We start from the raw sequence: 22,115 nt of genomic DNA on the forward strand, positions 1-22,115 counted from the left end.
GGAGATCTCCCAATGCACCCACGCTCCCGTGCGGCCACCCGAGCCCGAATCATCCCCGTCATCGCCGCGGTCACGCTGCTGGCCGGTTGCTCCGTCGCGGTGGATCAATCGCTCGACTCGCCGACGTCCGCCGCGGAGGCCGAAGACGACGGCCACGGCCATGTGCACGACGCCCCGATCACGGAGCCGGAGCACGCCGACGACCCTGAGCTCGCGACCCTGATCGTCGACGACGTGCCGGCGATCGTGTTCTCGGGCAACGACGACGGCACGTTCCGTCTCGGCGGAATCGAGCCGGACGGCTCGGGCCGCGTCACACTGTCGGAACTCGCGGCGACGAACCCGGCGTGGTCGGCGGACGGCTCCCAGTTGTCGGTGGTCGGTCGGATCTTCCGCGAGGGTCACTACGAGATGGCCGTGCTCGTCGTGGACGAAGATCCGGGAGTGACCGAACTCATCACCGGCTCGCGGGTTCCCTCGGTGTCGTCGTTCCGGTCGAACGACGAGGTGTACGTGCAGACGGCGCAGGTCTCGTCGCGGGAGTCCTCGGGCGCCCAGTCCGTCTCGGCGATCGAGTCCGTCGACCTGGACGGCACGGCTTCGCTGCCGGTCATCGCCGATCAGGCTTCGGTGTATCACCCGGCCTGGTCGGCGGACGGGGCACGGCTCGCCTATGTCGCCGCGCAGCCGGGCTGTGAGGCGACCCCAGAGACGCCCTGCGAGCAACCGCTCATGGTGTGGGAAGACGGGCGCTCACGCCCGATCGTCGAGGGCGGCGTGGCCGCCCACCCCGCATGGTCGCCCGACGGCCGCACGATCGCGTTCACCTGGCTCATCGACGGCGTGCGCCGGATCCGTACCGTCTCACTCGACGGCGGGCAGCGTGAAGTGCGAGAGGTCACGGATGCCTCAGCCGACGCCGACGAACCGGCGTGGAGCCCCGACGGCGGCACGATCGCCTTCACGCGGGACTGCGACATCTGGGTGCAACGGGTAGGGGGCGAAGCCGTCAACCTCACGGACTCCGCGGCGTGCGAGATGTCGCCGGCCTGGCGTCCGCCATCGCTATGAGTCGTGAGTGCGTCGCCCGTGTCTTCAGCCAGTCGTCCCGGCTGTGGACTCTCGCAGGACGACCTCGATGGGCACGACGAGCCGACGGGTCTCGCCGGGCGCGACCTTCCCGTCGAGCACATCGCGCATGACCCGCATCAGCGCCCGACCGAACTCGTGCGGGCGAAGGTCCACGGCGGTGATCGGCGGCTCGGTGTACTGCAGCGTGGGCGAGTCCACGGCGGCCGCGACCAGCAGGTCGTCACCGATCCTCCGTCCGAACTCCTTCGCGCTCGTGACCACGTTGAGCACCGATCCCTCGGACAAGGCGATGATCGCGTCGGCCGGATCGCTCGCATCGAGGAGTCGTCGCGTCGCCGCGATGGTCGATGCGGTGATGCCTTCGATACCGAGCCCCCGCACACCCACGCGTTCGATGCGTCCACGCCGACCGTGGGCTGCGCACCACTCGGAGTAGGCGCGTTCGATCTCGGTCGACCAGGTCGCGGTCGTGTCCGGCACGATGATCGCGGGCGAGCGGGCGCCCCGTTCATCGAAGTGGTCCAGCAGCTCGCGGGTCGTCGCCGCGTGGTCCGAGCGCACCTCGCCTCGGGTCGGCGCGTACCCTTCGGGCATCGCCTCGCCGCTCACAACGGGGATGCCGGAACCCAGGATCTCATCGAGGACCGGGTCCCCGCCGATCGGGTCGATCGCGATGACGCCGTCGGCATGGAGCGCCGGCAGCGGCGTGGGCGTCGTCGGCCGCGGAACGAGCGTTACGAGGTAGCCTGCGTCCTGCGCCTCGTCCAGGACGCCGAACGTCGCCGCCGCATAGTAGCTGAGCGATGGGGCGACACGCGGCAGGTACACGGCGACGATGCCGGTGCGGGACGTCCTCAGATTGCGCGCCGTCGGGTTCGGCCGGTACCCGAGCTCAGCCGCTGCGGCGCGCACTCGCTCACGCGTCGCCGCTGAGACCCCACTGCGATTCGTGAGCGCGAACGACGCCGCACCGCGCGAGACTCCGGCGAGGTCGGCCACGTCCTGGAGCGTCACGGGGCGCTTCTGGGACATGCAGCGACGCTACCACCAGCGACCACGAGCCCACGCATCCGACTCGACTGGCCGGACGGGCGCGAGCGGCCACGTGCAGATCAACGGGTTCGCCGAATGCAAAGACGGGGTCGGCCCCGAAGGTGCGTACTCGTACTCGGATCGATGCGAATCCGATTCCGATCGGGCCATGATGAGCGTGTGGTGAAGTTCGCCGGCTACATCGTCTGGCTCGTCGTGAGCCTCGTGATCGTTGCGGTCGCAACGGTCATGACCTGGCGGTTCCAGGCCACGATCCCAGAAGATTGCGCAGCGTGCGGTATGGCGGCGATCGGGCTCGTTCCGTATTGGCTCGCGGCGTACCTCGCATTGCTGATCAACTGCATCGTCGTCCCCGTGCACCTGACACGGACCCGTCGGCAGCGGCTCGGTGCGCTGACGGCGGTCTCGTGGGTGCTCGGAGCGGTGTCGTTGCTCGCAGTCGGGTGGGCGACGACGATGTTCGTGATCGAGAGCGTCGACTGACCACGAGCCAGTGAGGGGGTGGGGGCATGCCCATCGAACACATCGGCCTGGCGGTACCCGATGTCGCGACCGCCAAGCGCTACTACGACGAGCTCATGCCGATGGTCGGCTTCCAGGAGTGCTTCGACAACGGCTACTGTCCGGTCGACTGGAACGGTGCCCAACTCTTCCTCTACGAGGCCAGGGCGAGCGGCGACTACTCCCGCGACCGCACGGGCCTGCAGCACCTCGCCTTCCTCGTCGCGACGCGCTCCGAGGTCGATGCGATCCACGACTGGGTGCGGGAGCGCGGCGACACGGTGCTGCACGCGCCGCGCGTGTTCCCGCAGTTCGGCCCGGACCACTACGCGACGTACTTCCTCGACCCGCACGGATTCAAGCTGGAGGTGGTCTGCCTCAGCCCACCCGACGGCTCCTGACCGGGGGAGCGCTCACTGACCCACTCGGCCGCCGCGTTCGATCACCCCCGGAACGAGCACGCGCAGCGCGGTCAGACTCGGGTCGGCCTCGGTCCACTCGGTGGCCAGCGCCACGTAGCGCGCGGTCGCGTCGACCACCACCGACCCGCGCGTCGCGTCGGCCTTGATCGAACCGACCTCTCGGAACGTGATGCCGTCGTCGCTCACCGAAACGGTGGCCGCCGGGGCGCCGTCGCCGTCCCACAGCGTGGTGACGGTGCCGATCGGCTGCGCCGAACCCAGGTCGGTGACCATTCGGCCGTCCGGACCCGGCGTCCACGCGGTACGGGTGTCGTCGTCGACCGCGCCCTGCGGCGAGGTCATGCCCTCGGGCAGCACGGACGCCGGGAAGGTGATCGTGCTGAGCGCCAGGTCGGGCACCGGGAACGCCGTCGCGCCCGGGAACGTCGCGGCGGCCGCGACGTCCGGCCTGCCGACCGGCAGCGTCCGCGTCTCGCCGGTCTCGACGTTCGTCACGTCGAGCGTCGGCGGGGCGGCGACGGTGGATGCCTCGGCTCGGGCATCTCCGAGGTCGACCCTCGCGACGCGCATCGTGCGGCCGTCGAGCACCGACACCGAGACGCCGGCAACCTCAGCGGCGGCGGTCGGCACCGTGGCTCGCGGAGCGAGCACGACGGCGTCGCCTGCGGGCACCGTCACGGTGAGGGTCGAGGCATCCGACCCGAGCACCTGGTCGCCGGCGAACAGCGACACGTCGTCGCCCGCGTAGGGGATCGTGACCTCGGTCGTCACGTCGGCGGCCGTGAGGTTGAACGCCGTGAGGTAGCCGTCGAGGGAGCTCACGAGCAGTCCGTCGGCGCTCGGCTGGGGCGCGGCATCCTGAGCGGCCGTCGCGGCGGCGTCGCCCGGCACCATCTCGACGAGCATCGGGCGGTCTCCGCCGCCGAGGCGCACGGTGTTGATCCCCTCCTTCTCGCTCGACACGGTGATCGGGGCCTGCCCGCCCCGCACGACGTAGCCGGCCCTGCCCTCGACGTTGATCCACGAGCCCTCGGTCGTGGTGACCTGGTCGCCCGTGTAACGGAAGCTCGCGGCATCCTGCCAGGTCTCACCGTCGGCCGACACCTGGATGCGGTACTCGCGACCGGCCGACACCTCCCAGCCCAGCTGCACCTGCGCGATCGCGGTGGGGGCGCCGAGGTCGACCTGGATCCAGGAATCGGCGCGGGTGCGCTCGGCGCGCGACACCGCCCAGCGCGAGGCGGGGTCGCTGTCGGTCACGTTCGACGGGGCGCGTCCCGTGTCCGAGCTCGAGGCCGTCGCAGGCTTGCCCGCTGCGGCGTCGACGCCGGTCGGCGTCAGCGCGCGCATCGTGTAGAGCGAGTAGCCGTAGGCGGGGTCGCCCAGCACGCCCTGCATGCGCACGAACCTCGTCTCGACCGGAGCCGGCGCGGTCGCTCCCGCCGGCGTCAGGTCGACCGTGTCGAGGCGTGCGACGTTGGCGTCGGCGCCGCCGGTGTAGGCGGTCTGCGTCGTCCACGTCCGGCCGTCCGACGACGTCTGGACGAGGTAGCGCTCACCGGCGCTCACCTCCCAGGCCAGCCGCACCGAGCCGACGGTCTGCTCCGCGCCCAGGTCGACCTGGATCCACGAGTCCGCACGCGTGCGCTCGGCCGTGGCGACGGCCCAGCGGGTCGCGGGGTCGGCATCGGTGACCGTCGAGGCCCGGCGGGCCGGGTCTTCGCTCGACGCGGTTGCGGGGCGTCCGGCGGCCAGGTCGGTCGTGGCCTCGTCACCCGTGCCGTAGGCGTGCAGCGAGTACAGCGAGTAGCCGTAGCGGGCGTTGCCCTGCTGGCCCTGCATGCGCACGTACCGCGCCGGCACCGGGTCGAACGACAGGTCGTCGATGCGTGCGGCGTTCGCGTCGGCCGGGTTCGGAGGCGTCACGACGGGGAGGGTGTCGGTGGCCGATCCCTCGGCCGTGAAGTAGGTGCGCGACCCGTCGAGGTCGTTGTAGCCGCCGAGGTCGAGGTTGCGCACCGAAACGGTGCCGTCCTGCCAGCCGGCGCCGGTCGAGGCGTAGAGCGCCGCCCCGCTTGGCAGCGTCGCCTGGCCCGCGTAGCCGTCGCCGATGCGGAAGACGGATGCCGTGCCCTCGAAGCCGTCGCGCGGCCCGGTGTAGGTGCTCGTGCGCCGATCGGCGACGGTCGCCGCCGAGTTCGGATACAGGTACGGGGTCGAGCCCGACAGCGCGAACAGCCACGAGTCGTGGCCGGGAACCCACGGGAACTTCAGGAAGCCCTTCTTGCTGGATGCCGCCGCCCACGCGTTCGCGGACTGCTGAACCGAGAGACCGGGGCCGGCGCCGAAGTCGCGCACACCGGCGAGACGGGCGAAGAACTCGTCCTGCGGCGTGGGCTGCACGACGCCCTCCGCCGATTCGGCGGCCTCGACGTGCAGCAGGTACGAGATCGCGATCTCGGCGCGCGCCTCGGGTTCGTACTTGGGCTCGCCCGAGAACTTGGCGAGCCGGTCGACCGGCGCGTACGCCTGGTAGGCCTCGAGCGACGCGGCCATGTTCGCCTCGGCGCGCACGGCGTCGGGGTCGCGCAGCACTTGGCCGAGGAACGCCATCGGGATCACGTCGCGGCCGTAGAGGTACTCGCGGTCGTTGACCATCGGCATGAACGGCTCGCCCTGGTTCGACATCACCATCTCGATGGAGCGCCAGAGCTCGGCCGAGTTCGGCTGGTGCGTGAGGTATTCGGGAATCGGCTGGTCGTTCAGGATGAACTGGATCGCGTTGCGACCGCCCGAGCGCCAGATGTCGGACTGGTAGTGCGGCCCGAACGAACCGTGGTTCTCGACGAGGTACGTGTCGTAGATCGTCTGCATCGTGTTCGTCGACACCGGCTTGCCCGCGACGACGGCCGGGTTGTTGAGGTCGGCGGTGGGCTGGCCGGCGGCGTTGCGCGCCCAGTCGCCGAGCTGCTCGTTCCAGCGGTCGGCGTCGGCGTGGTCGGGCGCCCAGGCGAGGCCCGGCGCGAGCGCCTGCGTGTACACGCCCGCCTCCTCCTGCGCGGTGTCGCCCACGTGCTTGCCGGTGGGCCAGTCGGCCGTCCACGACCCCGAGAGGGGGTCGTCGCCGTGGTCGAGGTCGGACGTGTAGGCCGACTGCCCGACGGCGATCGTCTCGAGGTTGCGCTGCGTCGTCGCGTCGAGCCGGTCCCACAGCACGCGTCCGGCGTCGAGGAAGTACGACTGGAACGTGGAGTCCCAGAACATCCGCTTGCCCCAGGTGCCGTTCGGGTCGACGAAGCGGTTCTTGGCGGCGTAGTAGCGGATCGTGTCGACCGTGCGCTGCGTGAGCTGGTCCTTCGAGATGCCGGTGATCTCGGCGTCGTAGTCGCCGTGCGTGACGATCACGGCGTTGCCGAGCACGACCGCGAAGTTGAAGTCCTTGAACTGGTACGCGTTGATCGCCGGGTCCCAGACCGTGTTCACCCACCGAGTGTGTCGCAGCAGGGCGGCGTAGTAGTCGGCGGCGATCTCATCGGGGGCGCCGAAGGCGGCGGTCCGCACGGCGGGGGCGGCCGATGCCTGGACTGCGGGCGCGAAGGCGGCGAGTGGTGCGGCGAGGGCCGCCCCGACGGCGAGGGCGACGGTGCGACGCCATCTGGGCGACTTCGCGCGGCGTGCGGCGGTGGGGCCGGAGGGGGCCATGGTGTCTCCTGGGTTCGGCGGGCCTTCGGGGTGCCACGTGCGGTCGACAGGAGTCGCGTCCGGGAATGCGGAATGACAGCGCTGTCAGGATGGCTGCGGCAAGAGTAACCCGGGCGCGGGCGGGTCGTCAAGAAGTGCTTCGGGAGGACCTTGGCGCCGGTGATCGAGGCCCCGAGTATGCACAAGAAGGCTTGTACAAATAAGCTTGTGCATCTATCGTGGAGCCATGGAACCCATCCAGGAGCGCGACGGCATCCGCGACATCGTCGACGCCGATGTGCTGAAGGCGTTCACGCACCCGCTGCGCAACCGCTTGTACGACCTGCTCTCCGTCGACGGGCCGGCGACGGTCTCGATGCTCGCCGAGAAGGCCGGCGTCGCGATCGGCAGCGTCAGCCATCACCTCGGCATCCTTGCCCGCGCGGGCCTCGTCGTCGAGGCGCCCGAACTCGCCCGCGATGCCCGAGAGCACTGGTGGCAGCGGGCGCAACGCGGTATCCGGTGGTCCTCCAGCGGGTTCTCCGACCCTGCGGCCCGCGTCGTCGCCGACGCGGTGGAAGGGCAGATGCTCGAGCAGCAGCACGCCCAGGCCCGTCAGTGGCTCGCCGAGCGCGACGACCGACCCGAATGGGCCGAGGTCGCGTTCGCGCACCAGTCGCGGATGTGGCTCACCCCCGCCGAGGCCACCGCGCTCGGCGAGGCGCTCGAAGCCGTGCTCCGCTCGTTCAGCGGCCGCGACCCCGAGGGGCGGGAGGCCGTGCTCGTCTGGGCGCGCGCGTTCCCGAACCGGCCGTGAGCGTCGAACAGACGGCGGACGCCGAGCCGCGGCCCCGCGACGCGCTCGTCGCCGAACCGGCCGTCACCGAGTCGTCGCGTGCGCCGCGCGGCGGGGGAGTCTGGCGCAACCGGGACTTCCTGCTGCTGTGGTCGGGCGAGGCGGCGTCGGTGACGGGGGCGGGGATGACGAGCGTGCTGCTGCCGCTCATCGCCGTCGACCGGCTCGACGCCTCGGCGACGTGGATGGGCGTGATCGCCGCGGCGACGTGGCTGCCGTGGCTCGTCGTCGGCCTGCCCATCGGCGCGTGGGTCGACGGCCGCTCGCCGCGCGCGGTCATGATCGGGGCGAATGCGATCTCGATCGCCGCATACCTCTCCGTGCCCGTCGCGGCCCTGTTCGGTGTGCTGAGCCTCTGGCAGCTCGTGCTCGTCGCGCTCGTCGTGGGCACCGCGACGATCGCCTTCCGATCGGCCTACACGAAGCTGCTCGTGCGGATCGTCCCCGAATCCGACCGTCCGGTCGCCAACAGCCTCCTGTTCGGCACCGAGAACGCGGCGAACAGCGTCGGGCCGGGTCTCGGCGGGCTCGTCGGCCAGCTCGTCGGCCCGGTCCGGGCGATGCTCGGCGAGGCGATCGGGCTCGCGATCTCGCTCGTGTGCCTCGTGGCCATGCAGCCGCATCCGGTCGCGGCGAAGCCGTCGCGCGAGCCGCTGTGGGCGGCGGTGCGCTCGGGCCTCGAGGTGGTGTTCGGCGATCGGATCGTGCGGTTCTTCGTGCTGCAGGGCGCCGTCGCGAACTTCGGGCTCATCGGGCAGCAGGCGATCCTCGTGCTGTGGCTGAGTCGCGACCTGCAGCTCGACCCCGCGACCATCGGTGCCGTCTTCGCGATCTCCTCGATCGGTGGCGTTGTCGGCGCGCTCGTGGCGCCGTGGCTCGGCCGCAGGCTCGGCGACGCGCGCGGCATCAGCATCCTGCTCACCGGCGCCGGGCTGATGCTGCCGCTGCTCGCGCTCGCGCAGCCGGGCCCGGTCCTCTGGATCGTCGTCGTCGCGAATGCCCTCGCGGTCGCCGGCATCGTCGCCGCGAACGTGCTGCGCCGGACCTGGATCCAGTCGTACGTGCCCGAGCACATGCTCGCGCGCCAGAGCACGAGCGCCCAGCTCGTGAACTTCGCCGGCATGCCGATCGCGGGGCTCCTCGCCGGCATCCTCGCCGAGCAGTGGGGGCCCGCGCCGGTGATCTTCGCGATGGGCGTCGTCGCCCTCCTGTCGAACGCCGTCTCCTGGTGCCAGCCCTGGCTCCGCCGCCGCGACCTTCCCGGGCGCCCCGCGGAGGCGGATGACTGCATCGACCCGGATGCGCCCGTCGGCGAACGCGAGTAGGACGCCGATCTCGCGCCGGCCGACGCGAGGCGGAGGCATCCACGATGCCCCCGCCCCGCGGACGCCCCGCCTCAGCTCACGAGAGCGCGACCGCCTTCGCCGCGCGCTCGCCCGACTCGACGGCACCGTTGAGGAAGCCGTAGTACTCGACGCTCGTGTGCTCGCCCGCGAAGTGGACATTGCCCTCGGGCGTCGAACCCGCGCCGAACAGCTGCGTGTACTGCCCGGGCCGCTGGCACGTGTACGCCCCGTGCGACCAGCGGTTCGCCCACCAGAAGTCGCGGTAGCTCCTGCCCGTGTACGCGGCCGTCACGCCGGGGAAGATCGGCTCGAGCTGGGCGAGCAGCCCCTGCACCTGCGTCGCGGGGGCGACTCCGAAAGGCTGGCCCGACCACGCCTTCACCTGGTCGCCCGAGGGGAAGAAGTTGTACACGCCGATCGGCAGCGGATGCGAGGCCGTGTCGTCCCAGCCGCACTGGAACCCTGACGGGTTCGTGTAGGCCGCACCGCCGTAGCCCTGCTCGACCCACGGCCGGTGCGAGACCTCGACGTGCACCTTGGCGTTCGCGCCGAGGCCGAGCTCGTCGATCGCGCGCAGCGTGTGCGCGGAGAAGCCCGCCTGGATGAGGTCGCACTCGCGGAGGGTCGTGAACGGCAGGGCGAGGATGACGCGGTCGAACGTCCGGTCGACGGTCTGGTTGCCGACCTTGAAGCTCAGCCGCACGGTGCCGTCGGCGTTCCGCTTCACGGCGATGAGCTCGTGGCCGTAGCGGGCCGTGCCGGCGGGCAGTTCCGAGAGCATGCGCGTGACGATCTGGTCGTTGCCGCCGCGCACGATGTACTTCTCGTCGGCGCCGTTGATGGGCGACAGACTGTTCTGCGCGTTCCAGCCGAGCAGGTACACGAGGTTGAGCGCCGACTGCTCGTGCGACTCGAGCCCGTACTCGGCCATGACGTTCGACTGCATGAGCTTCGCGAAGCGGCTCGACAGCCCGCCCGGCACCTTCGCCGCGAGCCAGTCGTCGACCGTCATCTCGTCGAGGGCGACACCGGCGGCCGTGTGCACGTCGTACGTCTGGCAGTACGGGGCGGCGGCGAGGTCGGCCTTCATCGCCTGGTACACCTCGCCCCAGTCGTCGTTCGCGTCGTCGTAGGGATAGTCGGCCCCGTCGATGCGGTACTTGTCGACCCAGCCGTTGTAACTGCCGCCCGCGACGACGTCGAGGCTCAGCCCGAGGTTCGACGCGAGGTTGCGGATGGCGTTGTGGTCGGTGTTGATGAGCGCGCCGCCGTGCTCGACGACGATGCCGTCGGAGAAGTGGTCGCGCAGGCTGTAGCAACGGCCGCCGGCTCGGGCGCTGCCTTCGAAGAGCGTCGACGCGATGCCCTTCGTGCGCCAGAGCCAGTGCGCGGCGCGTGTGCCCGCGAGCCCGGCGCCGACGATGCCGACGGTCGGGGCCGGGGCGGGCTTGGCCGCCGCGGCCGCGGCCGGCATGGGCGTCGCGGCGAGCGCGAGTGCGGCGCCCGCACCGGCGACGCCCGCGACCCTGAGGGCGTCGCGCCGGCTGGGCGGCGGTTTCGGTCGGTCGGCGGCCGTGGCGGATGATATCGATACGGCGCCGGCGCGCCGACTCGATCCGGCGGCCTCGGCGCGGACTTCGGCGGCTTCGCCGAGCACCTCGTCGACGGGGATGCCGCGTCGATCGGCTTCGCCGTGGGCGCGGAGGATCGAGCCGATCCGTGCGGTGAGCGGCGTGGTGCCGCGGGGAGTTGCCTGCATGATGAACCTCGCTGTTCCGTATGGGTGGAGCGGTGCTGAACATGGAGCAGAGTGCGATGCCGGCCGGCGGGTGCGCCGGGGTCTGAGGCGCGGCATCAGGCGCGCTGATGAACCCCCTCTCCGTCGAGGATCCGGTTCGCGACGAGTTCGCCGACGAGTACCTCGGCGAGCGTCGCGACGTCGGGACGGTCGTCGTGCCGGTGGCGCACGACGAGCTCGGCGCTGGGCAATTCCCGGCCGACCGAGGCGAACCGCGACCCGCGCGAGGCCATCCACTCGAGGGCCTGGGCGTCCCAGGCGGAGCCGGCGAACACGAGCGCGCGGTAGTCCTGCGTCTTGGTGAGGTAGACGTCGACGTGCGACCAGTCGCCCGTCTCCGAGGCGAAGGCGCCGACCCTCGGCACCTCGCGCAGCATGAGCGCCGACTGCTGCGAACTCGAGAGGCGCTCGACCGGGGCGAGCGTCCACGTGCCCGACGGGCCGGCGAGCAGCCGGGTCATGGGGTCGAGCCAGGTCGTCGACGTCGCCAGCAGGTCGGCCGATGCGTCGGCGGCGCGTCGGAGCACGGCGCCGTCGAAGCGCGCCACGTCGACCGCGCGGAGTGCGTGCAGCACGGCGTCGAGCACCGCGAACGTCGCCCTGAAGGTGCGGCAGGCGATGCCGGATGCCTCGGTGCCGGCGACGAGGGGTACGACGACGTCGGCGCGCTCGCCGAGGCGCGAGGCCGGCCGATTCGTGATCGCGATGAGCCGGCCCGAACCGCGGTAGCGTTCGACGGCGTTCAGCACCTCGACGCTGCCGCCCGTCGCCGAGACGGCGACGACGACGAGGCCGGGTGCGGGCGGCGGCAGCAGCTCGGTGCTCGCGAGCTCGACGACGACGTTCGCGCCGGCGGCGCGGTGACGGCGGGCGACGACGTCGGCGGCGTACCGGCTCGACCCCATGCCGACGACGAGCACGCGATCGACCCCGGACCGGGCGAGCGCGGCGACGTCGTCGAGGCCCGGCAGGCCGGCGTCGAGCGCGTCGGCGAGCTCGCCGAGCGAGTGGGGGATCAGCTCGAGGTCGGCACGGAAGGCGGTGGGGTCCACGGGGTCTCCGGATGTTCGGCGGTCGAAGGGTGGCGGTGCGTGATCGCGGCGTCGGGCGCGTAGCGCCAGACGGGCAGGAACCGGTCGGCGTAGTGCAGTTCGGCGACGAGCTGCTCGGCGCAGAATCCGGGCAGCAGCGATTCGTCGAAGAGTTCCGGCCGTGCGAGTTCGGCGACGTAGGCGTCGAGGAGCGCCGCCCGGGCCCGGTCGGCCCACGCGAACGCGCGGTCGTCGGCGCGGCCGAGCCGTCGTTGGGCGACGGCGGCCACGAGGTCGAGCGAGACGACGAGGTGCGCGACGTCGCGTGCGGCCGCGTCGGCGCGCTCGCGGTCGTCGCTCGACAACTGCGGGTCGCCGTCGAAGTCGATGACGGTGTAGCGTCGCCCCCCGGTTCCGTCGGGGGAGGCGAGCACCTGGCCGACGTGAAGGTCGCCGTGGATCGGGAACTCGAGGCCGGCCGAGGTGCCGCCGAGCGAGCGGATGTCTCGTGCGAGCGAGTCGCGGCGGTTGTGCAGTCGCGCGCCGACCTCGCCGTCGGCGGCGTCGGTCGCGTCGAGCGCCCGCGCGAGGGCGTCGTCGGCGCGGGCGAGCCTCGCGTCCGGGGCGTCGTCGCCCGACGGCGTCGCCGTCGCGCCGAGCACCTCGTGGATGCGCGCGACGCGCGTGCCGAGGAGCGCCGGCCATTCGGGCTCGGCACCCGAGGTGAGCATCGACACGACGTCGTCGACCGCCCAGGTCCAGCCGTCCTCGGCGCCGGGCAGGTACTCGGTGACGATCGCGATCGTCGAGACGCCGAGCGACGGGTGCCGCCATTCCACCCGGCCGACGAGCCGGTCGACGTCGGTCGATCCCGCCGCGGCGAGCCGCTCGAGCAGGGCCCCGGCGCGATCGGCGGCCCCCCATCGCCCGACGAGCTTCACGACGAGCCGCTCGTCGACGATGACCGAGACGTTCGTCTGGTCGACCGTGATGGCGCGCTCCGAGGCATCCGCCTCGACCGAATAGCCGCCGACGGCACGGGCGAGCGCCCGGGCCAGGCCGTCGCCGGCGGCGGGGCGACGCCCGTCGAGGAGCACGGCGCCGTCGTCGTCGACGGACAGCGCGCGCCCGTCGACGACGGGCTCTGCGCCGCTGATGGTCGAGCCGCTGCTCATCGTCGAGTTCATTGAATTCGGATTATAACTATTCGGCAAACCCCGCTCCAGTGTTTTCTCCGGGCCATTGCCATTTCTTGATGACCGATGCAACAATCGCTCAACCTTGACCAATGTTGCAGGAGGTTCCCCATGCGTTCGACCCGTCGCATCGCCGCCGCTGCGGCCGGCGCATTCGCGCTCGCCCTCGTCGCCACGTCGTGCTCCACCGGTGACGGCGGGGGAGGCGAGACGCTCGACCCCGACGCCGACCTCGGCGAGCAGTCGCTCACGGTGTCGATCTGGGCCGACTACTACCCCGAGGACCTCGCCGAGCAGTTCGAGGCGGCGACGGGCGTCAAGACGACGATCGTGAACCACACCACGAACGAGGACATCGTCGCGAAGCTCACCGCAAGCGCCGACCCCGGCATCGACGTCGCGTTCGTCTCGGGCCAGTACGCGCAGGCGCTCGGCGAGCAGGGGCTGCTCGCGAAGCTCGACAAGTCGCTCATCCCGAACGAGGAGAACCTCTACCCCGAGGCGCTCGAACTCGACTACGACGAGGGCAACGTGTACTCCGAGCCGTACGCGTGGGGCACGACGGGCCTCTGCTACCGACCCGACCTCACCGGGTTCGCGCCGACGTCGTGGGGCGACCTCCTGAACCCGAAGCCCGAGCTCGAGGGCAAGACGACGATGCTCTCGACCGACCGCTGGCTCTCGATGCCCGCGCTCAAGCTCGAGGGTCACTCGCTCAACACGACCGACGACGCCGAGCTCGAGGAGGCGAAGGCGCAGCTCCTCGAGACCAAGCCGACCCTTCTCGCCTACGACGACACGACGTTCTACTCGAAGCTCGTCTCGGGCGAGGCGGCCCTGGTCGAGGCGTGGGACGGCTGGTGCAACTACGGCATCGCCGAGAACCCCGACATCGAGTTCGTGATCCCCGAGGAGGGCGCCGACCTGTGGGTCGACACCATGACGGTGCTCGAGAGCTCGGAGAACAAGGAGGCCGCGATGGCCTTCGTGAACTACATCCTCGACCCCGAGGTGCAGACCTGGGTCGCCGAGAACATCCTCTACAAGGTGCCGAACCAGGCGGCGATGGAGGCACTCGACCCCGCCCTCGTCGAGCAGTACCCGACGCTCGGCATCACGGTCGACGAGCTCTTCGAGCAGGAGGTCATCGTCGACCTCGGCGAGGACTCGCTGAAGTACGTCGACCTCAACGCCGAAGTGCTGGCGACCAACTGACGCCGTGACGTCGACGCTCGACCGGCCGACCCCCGTCGCGCGCGCACCGCGCACGCGACGGGGGCTCGCGCCCGTTCCGTTCCTGGCCCCCGGCCTCGGATTCCTGATCGTCTTCATGGCGATCCCGGTGGGCCTGCTCGCGTTCTACAGCTTCTTCGAGCGCGGCCGTTTCGGCGGCATCGTGTTCGAGTTCACGTTCGACAACTGGGTGAAGCTCTTCGAGCCGCTCTACCTCGGCGTGATCGGCCAGTCGGTGCTCATCGCGCTCGTCGTGACCCTGCTCGCGCTGCTCATCGGGTACCCGATGGCGTACGCGATCGCGGGCCTCTCGCCGAAGTGGCGCACCGTCGCGCTCGTCGCGATCGTGCTGCCGTTCTGGACGAACTTCCTCATCCGCACCTACGCGTGGATCCTGCTGCTCAACAACGCCGGCTGGGTGAACCAGTGGTTGCAGTCCCTGGGGCTCATCGACGACCCGATCGCGATGCTCTACACGCCGCAGTCGATCGTGGTCGGCCTCCTCTACATGTACCTGCCGCTCATGGTGCTGCCGCTCTACGCCTCGCTGCAGCAGCTCGACCCCTCGCTCCGCGAGGCGGCGACGAACCTCGGAGCGACGCCGTGGCGCACGTTCCGCACGGTCACGCTGCCGCTCTCGCTGCCGGGCGCGCTCACCGGGTGCATCTTCGTCTTCGTCCCGGCGATGTCGAACTTCGTGATCCCCGAGCTCATCGGCGGCGGCAAGACGATCATGGTCGGCAACCTCGTGCGCGACCAGTTCTTCGAGGCGCGCGACTGGCCGTTCGGCGCGACCCTCGCGCTCGTGCTCACGATCATGCTCGTGCTCGTCATCCTCGTGCAGTCCGCGGTCTCCCGCCGCCTGACGGAGGGGAGCCGCCGTGGCTGACGTCCGCAATCCGCCGACGACCGCGATGCGCGAGGCCGACCCGGCCTCGGCACCGCGACCGGTGCGCAAGCCGCGAGGCATCCTCGTGCCGCTGTGGCTCGGGTACGCCTTCCTCTACCTGCCGATCCTCGTCGTCGTGGTGATGAGCTTCAACGACTCCGAGAACCTGTTCGTGTGGCGCGGCTTCTCGCTGCGCTGGTACCCCGAGCTGTTCGCCGACGAGCAGATCATGCAGGGCCTCGCGAACACCCTCGTCGTCGCGGCGGGCGCCACGGCGATCGCGACCGTGCTCGGGACCCTCCTCGCGTACGGCATCCAGAAGTTCACGCGGGGCGGGCTCATCCGCGCGTTCGCGATCGCGCCCGCCATCCTGCCCGACCTGCTGCTCGGCATCGGACTGCTCACGTTCTTCTCGCTGCTGTCGGTGTCGCTCGGCCTGCACTCGGCGATCCTCGCGCACGCCGTGTTCGCGACCGCGTTCGTCACCGCGATCGTGCTCGCCCGCATGGCGAGCCTCGACCAGAGCCTCGAGGAGGCCTCGCGCGACCTCGGCGCGGGGCCCGTGCGCACCTTCATGCGGGTCACGCTGCCGCAGCTCGCGCCCGGCATCGTCGCCGGGGCCCTCCTCGCCTTCACGCTCTCGATCGACGAGTTCGTGATCGCGTTCTTCACGACCGCGCCGACCCAGCCGACGCTGCCGATCGTCATCTACTCGATGGTGCGCTTCGGGGTCACTCCCGAAGTCAACGCCCTCGCCAGCATCCTGCTGCTCGTGAGCATCGTCACGGTGATCGCGGCGCAACGACTGACCCGACTGACAGGAACCACGAAGTGAGCACCGCACCCCTCCTCCGCGTCGACGGCGTGCGCGCCGTCTACGGCGACACCGTCGCCCTGCACGACATCTCCCTCGACATCGAGGGCAACGAGTTCTTCGCGCTGCTGGGGCCCTCGGGCTGCGGCAAGACGACGCTGCTGCGCTCGATCGCCGGCTTCGAGACGCCCGCGGCCGGTCGCATCGAGATCGACGGCGACGACCTCCTGCGCATGCCGGCGCACCGTCGCCCCGTGAACATGATGTTCCAGAGCTACGCCCTCTTCCCGCACATGTCGGTGGAGAAGAACGTCGCCTACGGCCTCGAGTCGGAGGGCGTCGGCCGCGCCGATACGACGAAGCGCGTCGCCGAGGTCATGGACGTCGTGGGCCTCGCGCATCTCGCCAAGCGCCGCCCCGGCCAGCTCTCGGGCGGCCAGCGCCAGCGCGTCGCGCTCGCCCGTGCGATCGTCAAGCGCCCCAAGCTGCTGCTGCTCGACGAGCCGCTCTCGGCGCTCGACCGGCAGGTGCGCGCCTCGATGCAGCTCGAGCTCAAGCGCCTGCAGCACGAGGTCGGCCTGACCTTCGTGGTCGTCACGCACGACCAGGAGGAGGCGATGTCGATGGCCGACCGCATCGCGGTGCTGCGCGACGGGCGACTCGAGCAGCTCGCCACCCCGCAGGAGCTCTACGCGAACCCGGCGACGCGATTCGTCGCGTCGTTCATCGGCTCGGCGAACCTGCTCGACGGCGTCGTGCGCGCCGGGCGCATCGACGTGCCGGGCGCGGGCCCGGTCGAGGTGGCCCCGCACGGCCTCGCCGACGGAGTGGCCGCAACGGCGGTCGTGCGCCCCGAAGACGTCGAGCTGGCGGCCGACGCCGCGACGGCGGCGCTCCGGGGCACCGTGGTCGACACGTACTTCCTCGGCGGCGCGTCGACGCTCTCGATCGAGGTGCCCGGCCTCGCGGCACCGGTCATCGCCTCGGTGCACGGCGCGAGCGCGTTCGCCCGCGGTGACGCGGTCGGCGTGCGGTTCGGGCGGGCCGCCGCGGTCGCACGCGACGCATCGACCGGCGGGGATGCCTCGGCCGAGGCATCCGCACGCTCGACGATCTCGGCGGACCCCGCCGGCGACCCGGCTCAGGAGGAGGCGGAGGGGGTCAGGTCGTGACCCGTCGCGAGCCGCGCGCTCGCCGCGATGAGCTCGAACGCCCCGTCGTGGTCGATCGTCGGGTGGCCCGCGATGATGCGGTAGCCGTACGCGTCCTCGAGGGCGACGAGGTTGCGCGCGATGACGAGCGACGGCTGGGCGAGGGTGAAGATGCCGCGCGCCGCGCCCTGCTCGAGCACGACCTGGTACATGCCGACCTGGCGGTCGTAGAGGGTCGTGAGCAGCGACGCCATGAGCGGGTTGCGCCCGGCCGAGCCGCCGAGCTCGCAGAGCAGCCGCACCTCGGTGTCGCCCGGGCCGCTCGGCAGGCCCGACTTCGCGAGGGCGAGCAGCCGCACCACGGGGTCGTCGGGGAGCTGCTCGAGCATGCGCACCCGCGCCTCGTAGAACCGCTCCATGCCGGCGCGGTTCGCCTCGAACATGAGCTCGTCGATGTCGGGGTAGTAGTACAGCACGGCGCTCGACGTGAGCCCCGCCTCTTCGGCGACGCGATTGAGCCGCGCGCCGTCGGGGCCGTGCGCCGCGATCGCCCGCTGGGCCGCCGCGACGAGCTGGCTCCGTCGCTCCTCCTGCCGTTTCGGCCGCGCCATCCGGGCTCCCCTCCTCGACGAGTTCTCTGTATCGCTGCTCAATGATACGTCGAAGCGGCCATATTCTTCCGAACCCTTGACAACTCGAATTCTTTTCATCACCATTCAATAAATCGACGAAGGAGTCACCCATGGCCGGCGAGCGCCGCACCTTCCTCTTCATGCCCGAGAGCGCCTACGGACCCACGAACAACTGCATCGGCATCGGCAACGTGCTGCTCCAGCGGGGGCACCGCGTCGTGTTCGCGGCCGAGCGTTCGTGGGAGGGCAAGCTCGCCGCCCTCGGCTTCGAGGAGGACCTCGTCGACCTCGCCCCCGCCCCCGAGGAGGAGGTCGAGCAGGACGCCGGCCAGTTCTGGAAGGACTACATCCGCGAGGTCTCGCCCGAGTTCCGCAAGACGACCGCCGAGCAGCTCGAGACCGTCACGCTGCCGATCTGGCAGGCGCTCGTCGACGGCGCGAAGTACTGCGAGCCGCAGCTGCAGGCGATCATCGAGCGGGTGCGGCCCGATGTCATCGTCGAGGACAACGTGATCGCCTTCCCGGCGCTCGTGACGGCGGGCGTGCCGTTCGTTCGGATCGTGTCGTGCAATCCGCTCGAGGTGCCCGGCGACGACATCGCCCCGGTGTTCTCGGGCCTCGCGGCCGACGACCGTGCGGCCTGGCCGGCCTTCCGCGCCGAGTACGACCGCACGCACCGGCCGCTCTGGCAGGAGTTCGACGCCTGGGTGCGGGCGCAGGGCGCCCCCGCCCTGCCCGACCTCGAGTTCATCCACCGCGGCGACGAGAACCTCTACGTCTACCCCGAGGTGCTCGACTACACCGACGAGCGCCCGCTCGACGAGACCTGGCACCGGCTCGACTCCTCGGTGCGCGAGACCGAGCAGGCGCCTGCCGACCTGCCCGCCTCGTTCACCGGCGGCAGTCGCCCGCTCGTCTACTTCAGCCTCGGGTCGCTCGGCTCGGCCGACGTCGAGCTCATGCGCCGAGTGATCGCCGCACTCGCCGAGCAGCCCGTCAACGTCATCGTCTCGAAGGGGCCGCTGCACGCCGAGATCGAGCTCGCCGACAACATGTGGGGCGCCGAGTTCCTGCCGCAGACGAAGGTCCTGCCGCTCGTCGACCTCGTCATCACGCACGGCGGCAACAACACCACGACCGAGGCGCTGCACTTCGGCAAGCCGATGATCCTGCTGCCGCTCTTCTGGGACCAGTACGACAACGCCCAGCGCGTGCACGAACGCGGCTACGGCATTCGCCTCGACCCGTACCGGTTCACGCCCGACGAGCTCGCCGGTGCGGTGCGCACGCTCCTCGACGACACGGCGCTGCGCGAGCGCGTCGCGGCCGCCGGCGCCGTCATCCGTTCGCGCGACGGGGTCTCGGTCGCGGCCGACGTGATCGAGCGCGTGGGCGCCCGGGAACGGGTGTGACCGCCGTCGACGCGACCGCGCGGGCGCAGGAGCAGGCCCGCGCGGCGCTCGCCGACGCCGCCCCGAGCGCCTACTGGACCGATCGGACCCCCGCCGACGGCGCCCCGCTGCCGCGCCCGTCGCTCAACGGACCGGCCGAGGCCGACCTCGTCGTGATCGGCGCCGGGTTCACCGGGCTCTGGACGGCCTGGCGGGCGATCGAGCGCGACCCCGGGGCATCCGTCGTCGTGCTCGAGGCCGAGCGCGTCGCGCACGGCGCGACCGGCCGCAACGGCGGGTTCGTCTCGAGTTCGCTCACGCATGGGCTCACGCACGGCACCGCGATCTGGCCCGCCCAGGTCGGCGCCCTCCACGAGGAGGGCGAGCGGAACCTCGCCGAGCTCGTTGCGACCGTCGAGACGGCCGGCATCGACTGCGGTCTGCGCCGCGCCGGCAAGACGACCGTCGCGATCGAACCGTGGCAGCTCGACGGGCTCCGCGAGGCGCACGAGCTCGGCGCACGGCACGGCGTCGACCTCGAGCTGCAGAATCGCGACGAGGTGCAGGCCGACGTGCACTCGCCGACCTACCTCGGCGGACTCCGCGATCGGACCGGGACCGTGCTCATCGACCCCGCGCGGCTCGCGTGGGGCATGGCTGCGGAGCTCGAACGCCGCGGGGTGCGTGTCTTCGAGGCATCCGCGGTCACCGGCACCGACCGGAAGGGGGCAGGCGTGCGCGTGCGCACGGCGCTCGGGCACGTCGACGCGAAGCACGCGGTCATCGCGACCGCGGCGTACCCCGCGCCGCTGCGACGGCTCGGCAGCTACATCATGCCGCTGTACGACCACGTGCTCATGACCGAGCCGCTCGACGCCGCACAACAGGCGGCGATCGGTTGGTCCGAGGGGCAGGGGCTCACCGACGCGGGCAACCAGTTCCACTACTACCGGCCGACCGTCGACGGGCGCATCCTCTTCGGCGGCTGGGACGCCGTGTACTACTTCGGCGGCAGGGTCGACGCCAGCCTCGAGCAGCGCGACGCCTCGCACGAGCTGCTCGCGCGGCACTTCTTCGAGACGTTCCCGCAGCTCGAGGGGGTGCGCTTCACGCACCGGTGGGCCGGTCCCATCGACTCGACCACCCGATTCACCGCGGCGTACGGCACGGCGCGCGGCGGCCGGGTCGCCTACGCGGTCGGACACACCGGACTCGGGGTCGGCGCGTCGCGGTTCTCGGCCGACGTCGCCCTCGACCTGCTCGCGGGCGAGCCGACCTCGCGGCTGCGCTACGACATCGTCAGGCGCCGCCCGTTCCCGATCCCGCCCGAGCCGCTGCGCAACCCGATCGTGCAGTTCACGCGGCACTCGATCCTCGCGGCCGACGCGCACGAGGGGCGGCGCAACCTGTGGCTGCGCACCCTCGACCGGTTCGGCCTCGGGTTCAACTCCTAGCCGATCGCTCGCCGAGTCCGTCGAAGCGAGCCCGACCCGTCGCGCGGCATCCGCCGCGACCGCCATCCGACCGACGCCGGCCATCCGGCCCCGACCACCAGCCCGAGAGGAGCTCGACATGAGCACCGGAACGTTCATCGGCGACTACCGCGCCGGCACCGGCGGCGACGCCGTCATCACGAACCCCGCGACCGAGGAGGAGGTCGCCTCGTTCACCGCGTCGGGCATCGCCGATGTCGACGAGGCGGCCGCGGCCGCGCGCGCCGCGCAGCCGGCCTGGGCGGCCAAGACGCCGGGGGAGCGGTCGCTCGCCCTGCTGCGGCTCGCCGACGCACTCGAGGATGACGCGGCGAACCTCGCCCGCCTCGAGGTCGAGGACTCGGGCAAGCCGTGGACGACCGCGTTCGACGGCGAGCTGCCGTTCGGCATCGACAACCTGCGCTTCTTCGCCGGTGCGGCGCGCTCGCTCGACGGCACCGGCGCCGGCTCGTTCTCGAACGGGTACACGTCGATCCTCACCCGGCGCCCGGTCGGCGTCGTCGCGGGCATCACGCCGTGGAACTTCCCGCTCATCATGGCGATCTGGAAGGCCGGCCCCGCGCTCGCCGCGGGCAACGCCGTGATCGTGAAGCCCGCGCCGGCGACCCCGCGTACGACGCTCCGCTTCGCGGAGCTCGCCGTCGAGGCGGGCCTGCCGGCCGGGCTGTTCAACGTCGTCACGGGCGACGCCGAGGTCGGGCAGGCGCTCGTCACGCACCGCGAGGTCGACATGGTGAGCGTCACCGGTTCGACGCAGACGGGCAAGGCCGTCATGCGCGGGGCGGTCGAGGGCGTGAAGCGCGTGCACCTCGAGCTCGGCGGCAAGGCGCCCGTGATCGTCTTCGCCGACGCCGACCTCGGGGCGATGGCCCAGGCCGTCACCATGGGCGCGACCTACAACTCCGGGCAGGACTGCACGGCCGCGACCCGCGTGTACCTCGAACGTTCGGTCTACGACGACGGCGTCGCCGCGCTGCGGCAGGCGGTCGCGGGCGTCGTCGCGGGCGACCCGATGGACCCCGAGACGCACATCGGGCCGCTCGTGTCGCGGGCGCACCGCTCTCGCGTCGAGGGCTTCGTGACGCGCGCGGTGGCCGAGGGCGCCGAGGCGCTCGTCGGCGGCCGGGCGATCGACGGCGTCGGCTCGTACTTCGCGCCGACCCTGCTCGTCGGCGCCGCGCAGTCGTCGGAGATCGTGCAGGGCGAGGTCTTCGGCCCCGTGCTCGTGGTGCTGCCGTTCGACGGCGAGACCGAGGGCATCGCGCTCGCGAACGACAGCGCCTACGGCCTCGCCTCGTCGGTGTGGACGAGCGACGTGGGCCGCGCCCTCCGGGTGAGCCAGTCGCTCGACGTCGGCGTGACCTGGGTCAACGACCACCTGCCGATCGCCTCGGAGGCCCCGCACGGCGGCGTCAAGGGATCGGGCTTCGGCAAGGACATGTCGATCGAGCCGCTGCTCGACTACTCGGTGACCCGCCACCTCATGATCCGGCACGCGCCGCCGCCCGAGACGACCGGATTCCGGCCGGCCTGAGC

18 protein-coding genes are annotated in these 22,115 nt (G+C 71.5%); 12 read left to right on the forward strand and 6 right to left on the reverse strand.

The features are described from left to right. The first annotated feature begins 12 nt into the window (after positions 1–12). The gene (locus tag AC3RJ7_RS05900; RefSeq protein WP_491454879.1) at positions 13–1,071 is read left to right on the forward strand and encodes a TolB family protein; all 1,059 of its coding nucleotides are present in this window, start codon (positions 13–15) and stop codon (positions 1,069–1,071) included. Between the two features lie 24 nt (positions 1,072–1,095). Here the strand turns inward: AC3RJ7_RS05900 and AC3RJ7_RS05905 are convergent, their stop codons facing one another. Next, positions 1,096–2,124 (reverse strand): LacI family DNA-binding transcriptional regulator, encoded by a 1,029-nt coding sequence (locus AC3RJ7_RS05905; RefSeq protein ID WP_491454880.1) that lies wholly within the window; start codon positions 2,122–2,124, stop codon positions 1,096–1,098. A gap of 180 nt (positions 2,125–2,304) precedes the next feature. Between AC3RJ7_RS05905 and AC3RJ7_RS05910 the strand changes: the two genes are divergently transcribed. After that, complete coding sequence (locus AC3RJ7_RS05910) at positions 2,305–2,628, forward strand: hypothetical protein (RefSeq protein WP_491454881.1); 324 nt, start codon at positions 2,305–2,307, stop codon at positions 2,626–2,628. Positions 2,629–2,654: 26 nt separating this feature from the next. Next, complete coding sequence (locus AC3RJ7_RS05915) at positions 2,655–3,047, forward strand: VOC family protein (protein ID WP_491454882.1); 393 nt, start codon at positions 2,655–2,657, stop codon at positions 3,045–3,047. Between the two features lie 12 nt (positions 3,048–3,059). Here the strand turns inward: AC3RJ7_RS05915 and AC3RJ7_RS05920 are convergent, their stop codons facing one another. Next, entirely contained in the window at positions 3,060–6,770 is a 3,711-nt protein-coding gene (locus AC3RJ7_RS05920; RefSeq protein ID WP_491454883.1) for a discoidin domain-containing protein, read from the reverse strand. Positions 6,771–6,996: 226 nt separating this feature from the next. Here AC3RJ7_RS05920 and AC3RJ7_RS05925 point away from each other — a divergent pair, with 226 nt between their 5' ends. Next, positions 6,997–7,566, forward strand: a complete 570-nt coding sequence (locus AC3RJ7_RS05925; RefSeq protein WP_491454884.1) for an ArsR/SmtB family transcription factor — start codon at positions 6,997–6,999, stop codon at positions 7,564–7,566. Beyond that, positions 7,563–8,930: an MFS transporter gene (locus AC3RJ7_RS05930; RefSeq protein ID WP_491454885.1), complete on the forward strand. Its 1,368-nt coding sequence runs from the start codon at positions 7,563–7,565 to the stop codon at positions 8,928–8,930. Before AC3RJ7_RS05925 ends, AC3RJ7_RS05930 begins: the two co-directional genes overlap by 4 nt. A gap of 76 nt (positions 8,931–9,006) precedes the next feature. Here the strand turns inward: AC3RJ7_RS05930 and AC3RJ7_RS05935 are convergent, their stop codons facing one another. From AC3RJ7_RS05935 to AC3RJ7_RS05945, 3 genes are all read right to left on the reverse strand, one after another. After that, positions 9,007–10,710 carry a flavin monoamine oxidase family protein gene (locus AC3RJ7_RS05935; RefSeq protein WP_491454886.1) on the reverse strand — a complete coding sequence of 568 codons (1,704 nt, stop codon included), beginning with the start codon at positions 10,708–10,710 and terminating at the stop codon, positions 9,007–9,009. Between the two features lie 95 nt (positions 10,711–10,805). Continuing rightward, the gene (locus tag AC3RJ7_RS05940) at positions 10,806–11,801 is read right to left on the reverse strand and encodes an SIS domain-containing protein (RefSeq protein ID WP_491454887.1); all 996 of its coding nucleotides are present in this window, start codon (positions 11,799–11,801) and stop codon (positions 10,806–10,808) included. After that, positions 11,765–12,967 carry a hypothetical protein gene (locus tag AC3RJ7_RS05945; RefSeq protein ID WP_491454888.1) on the reverse strand — a complete coding sequence of 401 codons (1,203 nt, stop codon included), beginning with the start codon at positions 12,965–12,967 and terminating at the stop codon, positions 11,765–11,767. The genes AC3RJ7_RS05940 and AC3RJ7_RS05945 overlap by 37 nt, the downstream gene beginning before the upstream one ends. A gap of 120 nt (positions 12,968–13,087) precedes the next feature. Between AC3RJ7_RS05945 and AC3RJ7_RS05950 the strand changes: the two genes are divergently transcribed. The 4 genes from AC3RJ7_RS05950 to AC3RJ7_RS05965 are packed head-to-tail and all read left to right on the forward strand — an operon-like array spanning position 13,088 to position 17,084. Continuing rightward, entirely contained in the window at positions 13,088–14,191 is a 1,104-nt protein-coding gene (locus tag AC3RJ7_RS05950; RefSeq protein WP_491454889.1) for a polyamine ABC transporter substrate-binding protein, read from the forward strand. 4 nt (positions 14,192–14,195) lie between these two features. Beyond that, positions 14,196–15,098: an ABC transporter permease gene (locus tag AC3RJ7_RS05955; protein ID WP_491454890.1), complete on the forward strand. Its 903-nt coding sequence runs from the start codon at positions 14,196–14,198 to the stop codon at positions 15,096–15,098. Continuing rightward, positions 15,091–15,933 (forward strand): ABC transporter permease, encoded by an 843-nt coding sequence (locus tag AC3RJ7_RS05960; protein ID WP_491454891.1) that lies wholly within the window; start codon positions 15,091–15,093, stop codon positions 15,931–15,933. The genes AC3RJ7_RS05955 and AC3RJ7_RS05960 overlap by 8 nt, the downstream gene beginning before the upstream one ends. Continuing rightward, on the forward strand, positions 15,930–17,084 hold the full coding sequence (locus AC3RJ7_RS05965) for an ABC transporter ATP-binding protein (protein WP_491454892.1): 1,155 nt from the start codon (positions 15,930–15,932) through the stop codon (positions 17,082–17,084). The genes AC3RJ7_RS05960 and AC3RJ7_RS05965 overlap by 4 nt, the downstream gene beginning before the upstream one ends. On the opposite strand, the gene AC3RJ7_RS05970 is transcribed toward AC3RJ7_RS05965, so the two are convergent. Next, positions 17,054–17,674, reverse strand: coding sequence for a TetR/AcrR family transcriptional regulator (locus AC3RJ7_RS05970; RefSeq protein ID WP_491454893.1), 621 nt, complete (start codon positions 17,672–17,674; stop codon positions 17,054–17,056). The two genes, AC3RJ7_RS05965 and AC3RJ7_RS05970, sit on opposite strands and share 31 nt — an antisense overlap. A 131-nt stretch (positions 17,675–17,805) precedes the next feature. Here AC3RJ7_RS05970 and AC3RJ7_RS05975 point away from each other — a divergent pair, with 131 nt between their 5' ends. The 3 genes from AC3RJ7_RS05975 to AC3RJ7_RS05985 all read left to right on the forward strand — a co-directional run bounded on the left by AC3RJ7_RS05975 (position 17,806) and on the right by AC3RJ7_RS05985 (position 22,113). Then, positions 17,806–19,107: a glycosyltransferase gene (locus AC3RJ7_RS05975; RefSeq protein WP_491454894.1), complete on the forward strand. Its 1,302-nt coding sequence runs from the start codon at positions 17,806–17,808 to the stop codon at positions 19,105–19,107. Next, positions 19,104–20,540, forward strand: a complete 1,437-nt coding sequence (locus AC3RJ7_RS05980; protein WP_491454895.1) for an NAD(P)/FAD-dependent oxidoreductase — start codon at positions 19,104–19,106, stop codon at positions 20,538–20,540. Before AC3RJ7_RS05975 ends, AC3RJ7_RS05980 begins: the two co-directional genes overlap by 4 nt. 118 nt (positions 20,541–20,658) lie before the next feature. Next, positions 20,659–22,113, forward strand: coding sequence for an aminobutyraldehyde dehydrogenase (locus tag AC3RJ7_RS05985; RefSeq protein ID WP_491454896.1), 1,455 nt, complete (start codon positions 20,659–20,661; stop codon positions 22,111–22,113). Positions 22,114–22,115: the final 2 nt, after the last annotated feature.

The sequence above is a fragment of the Agromyces solani genome (assembly GCF_058349925.1).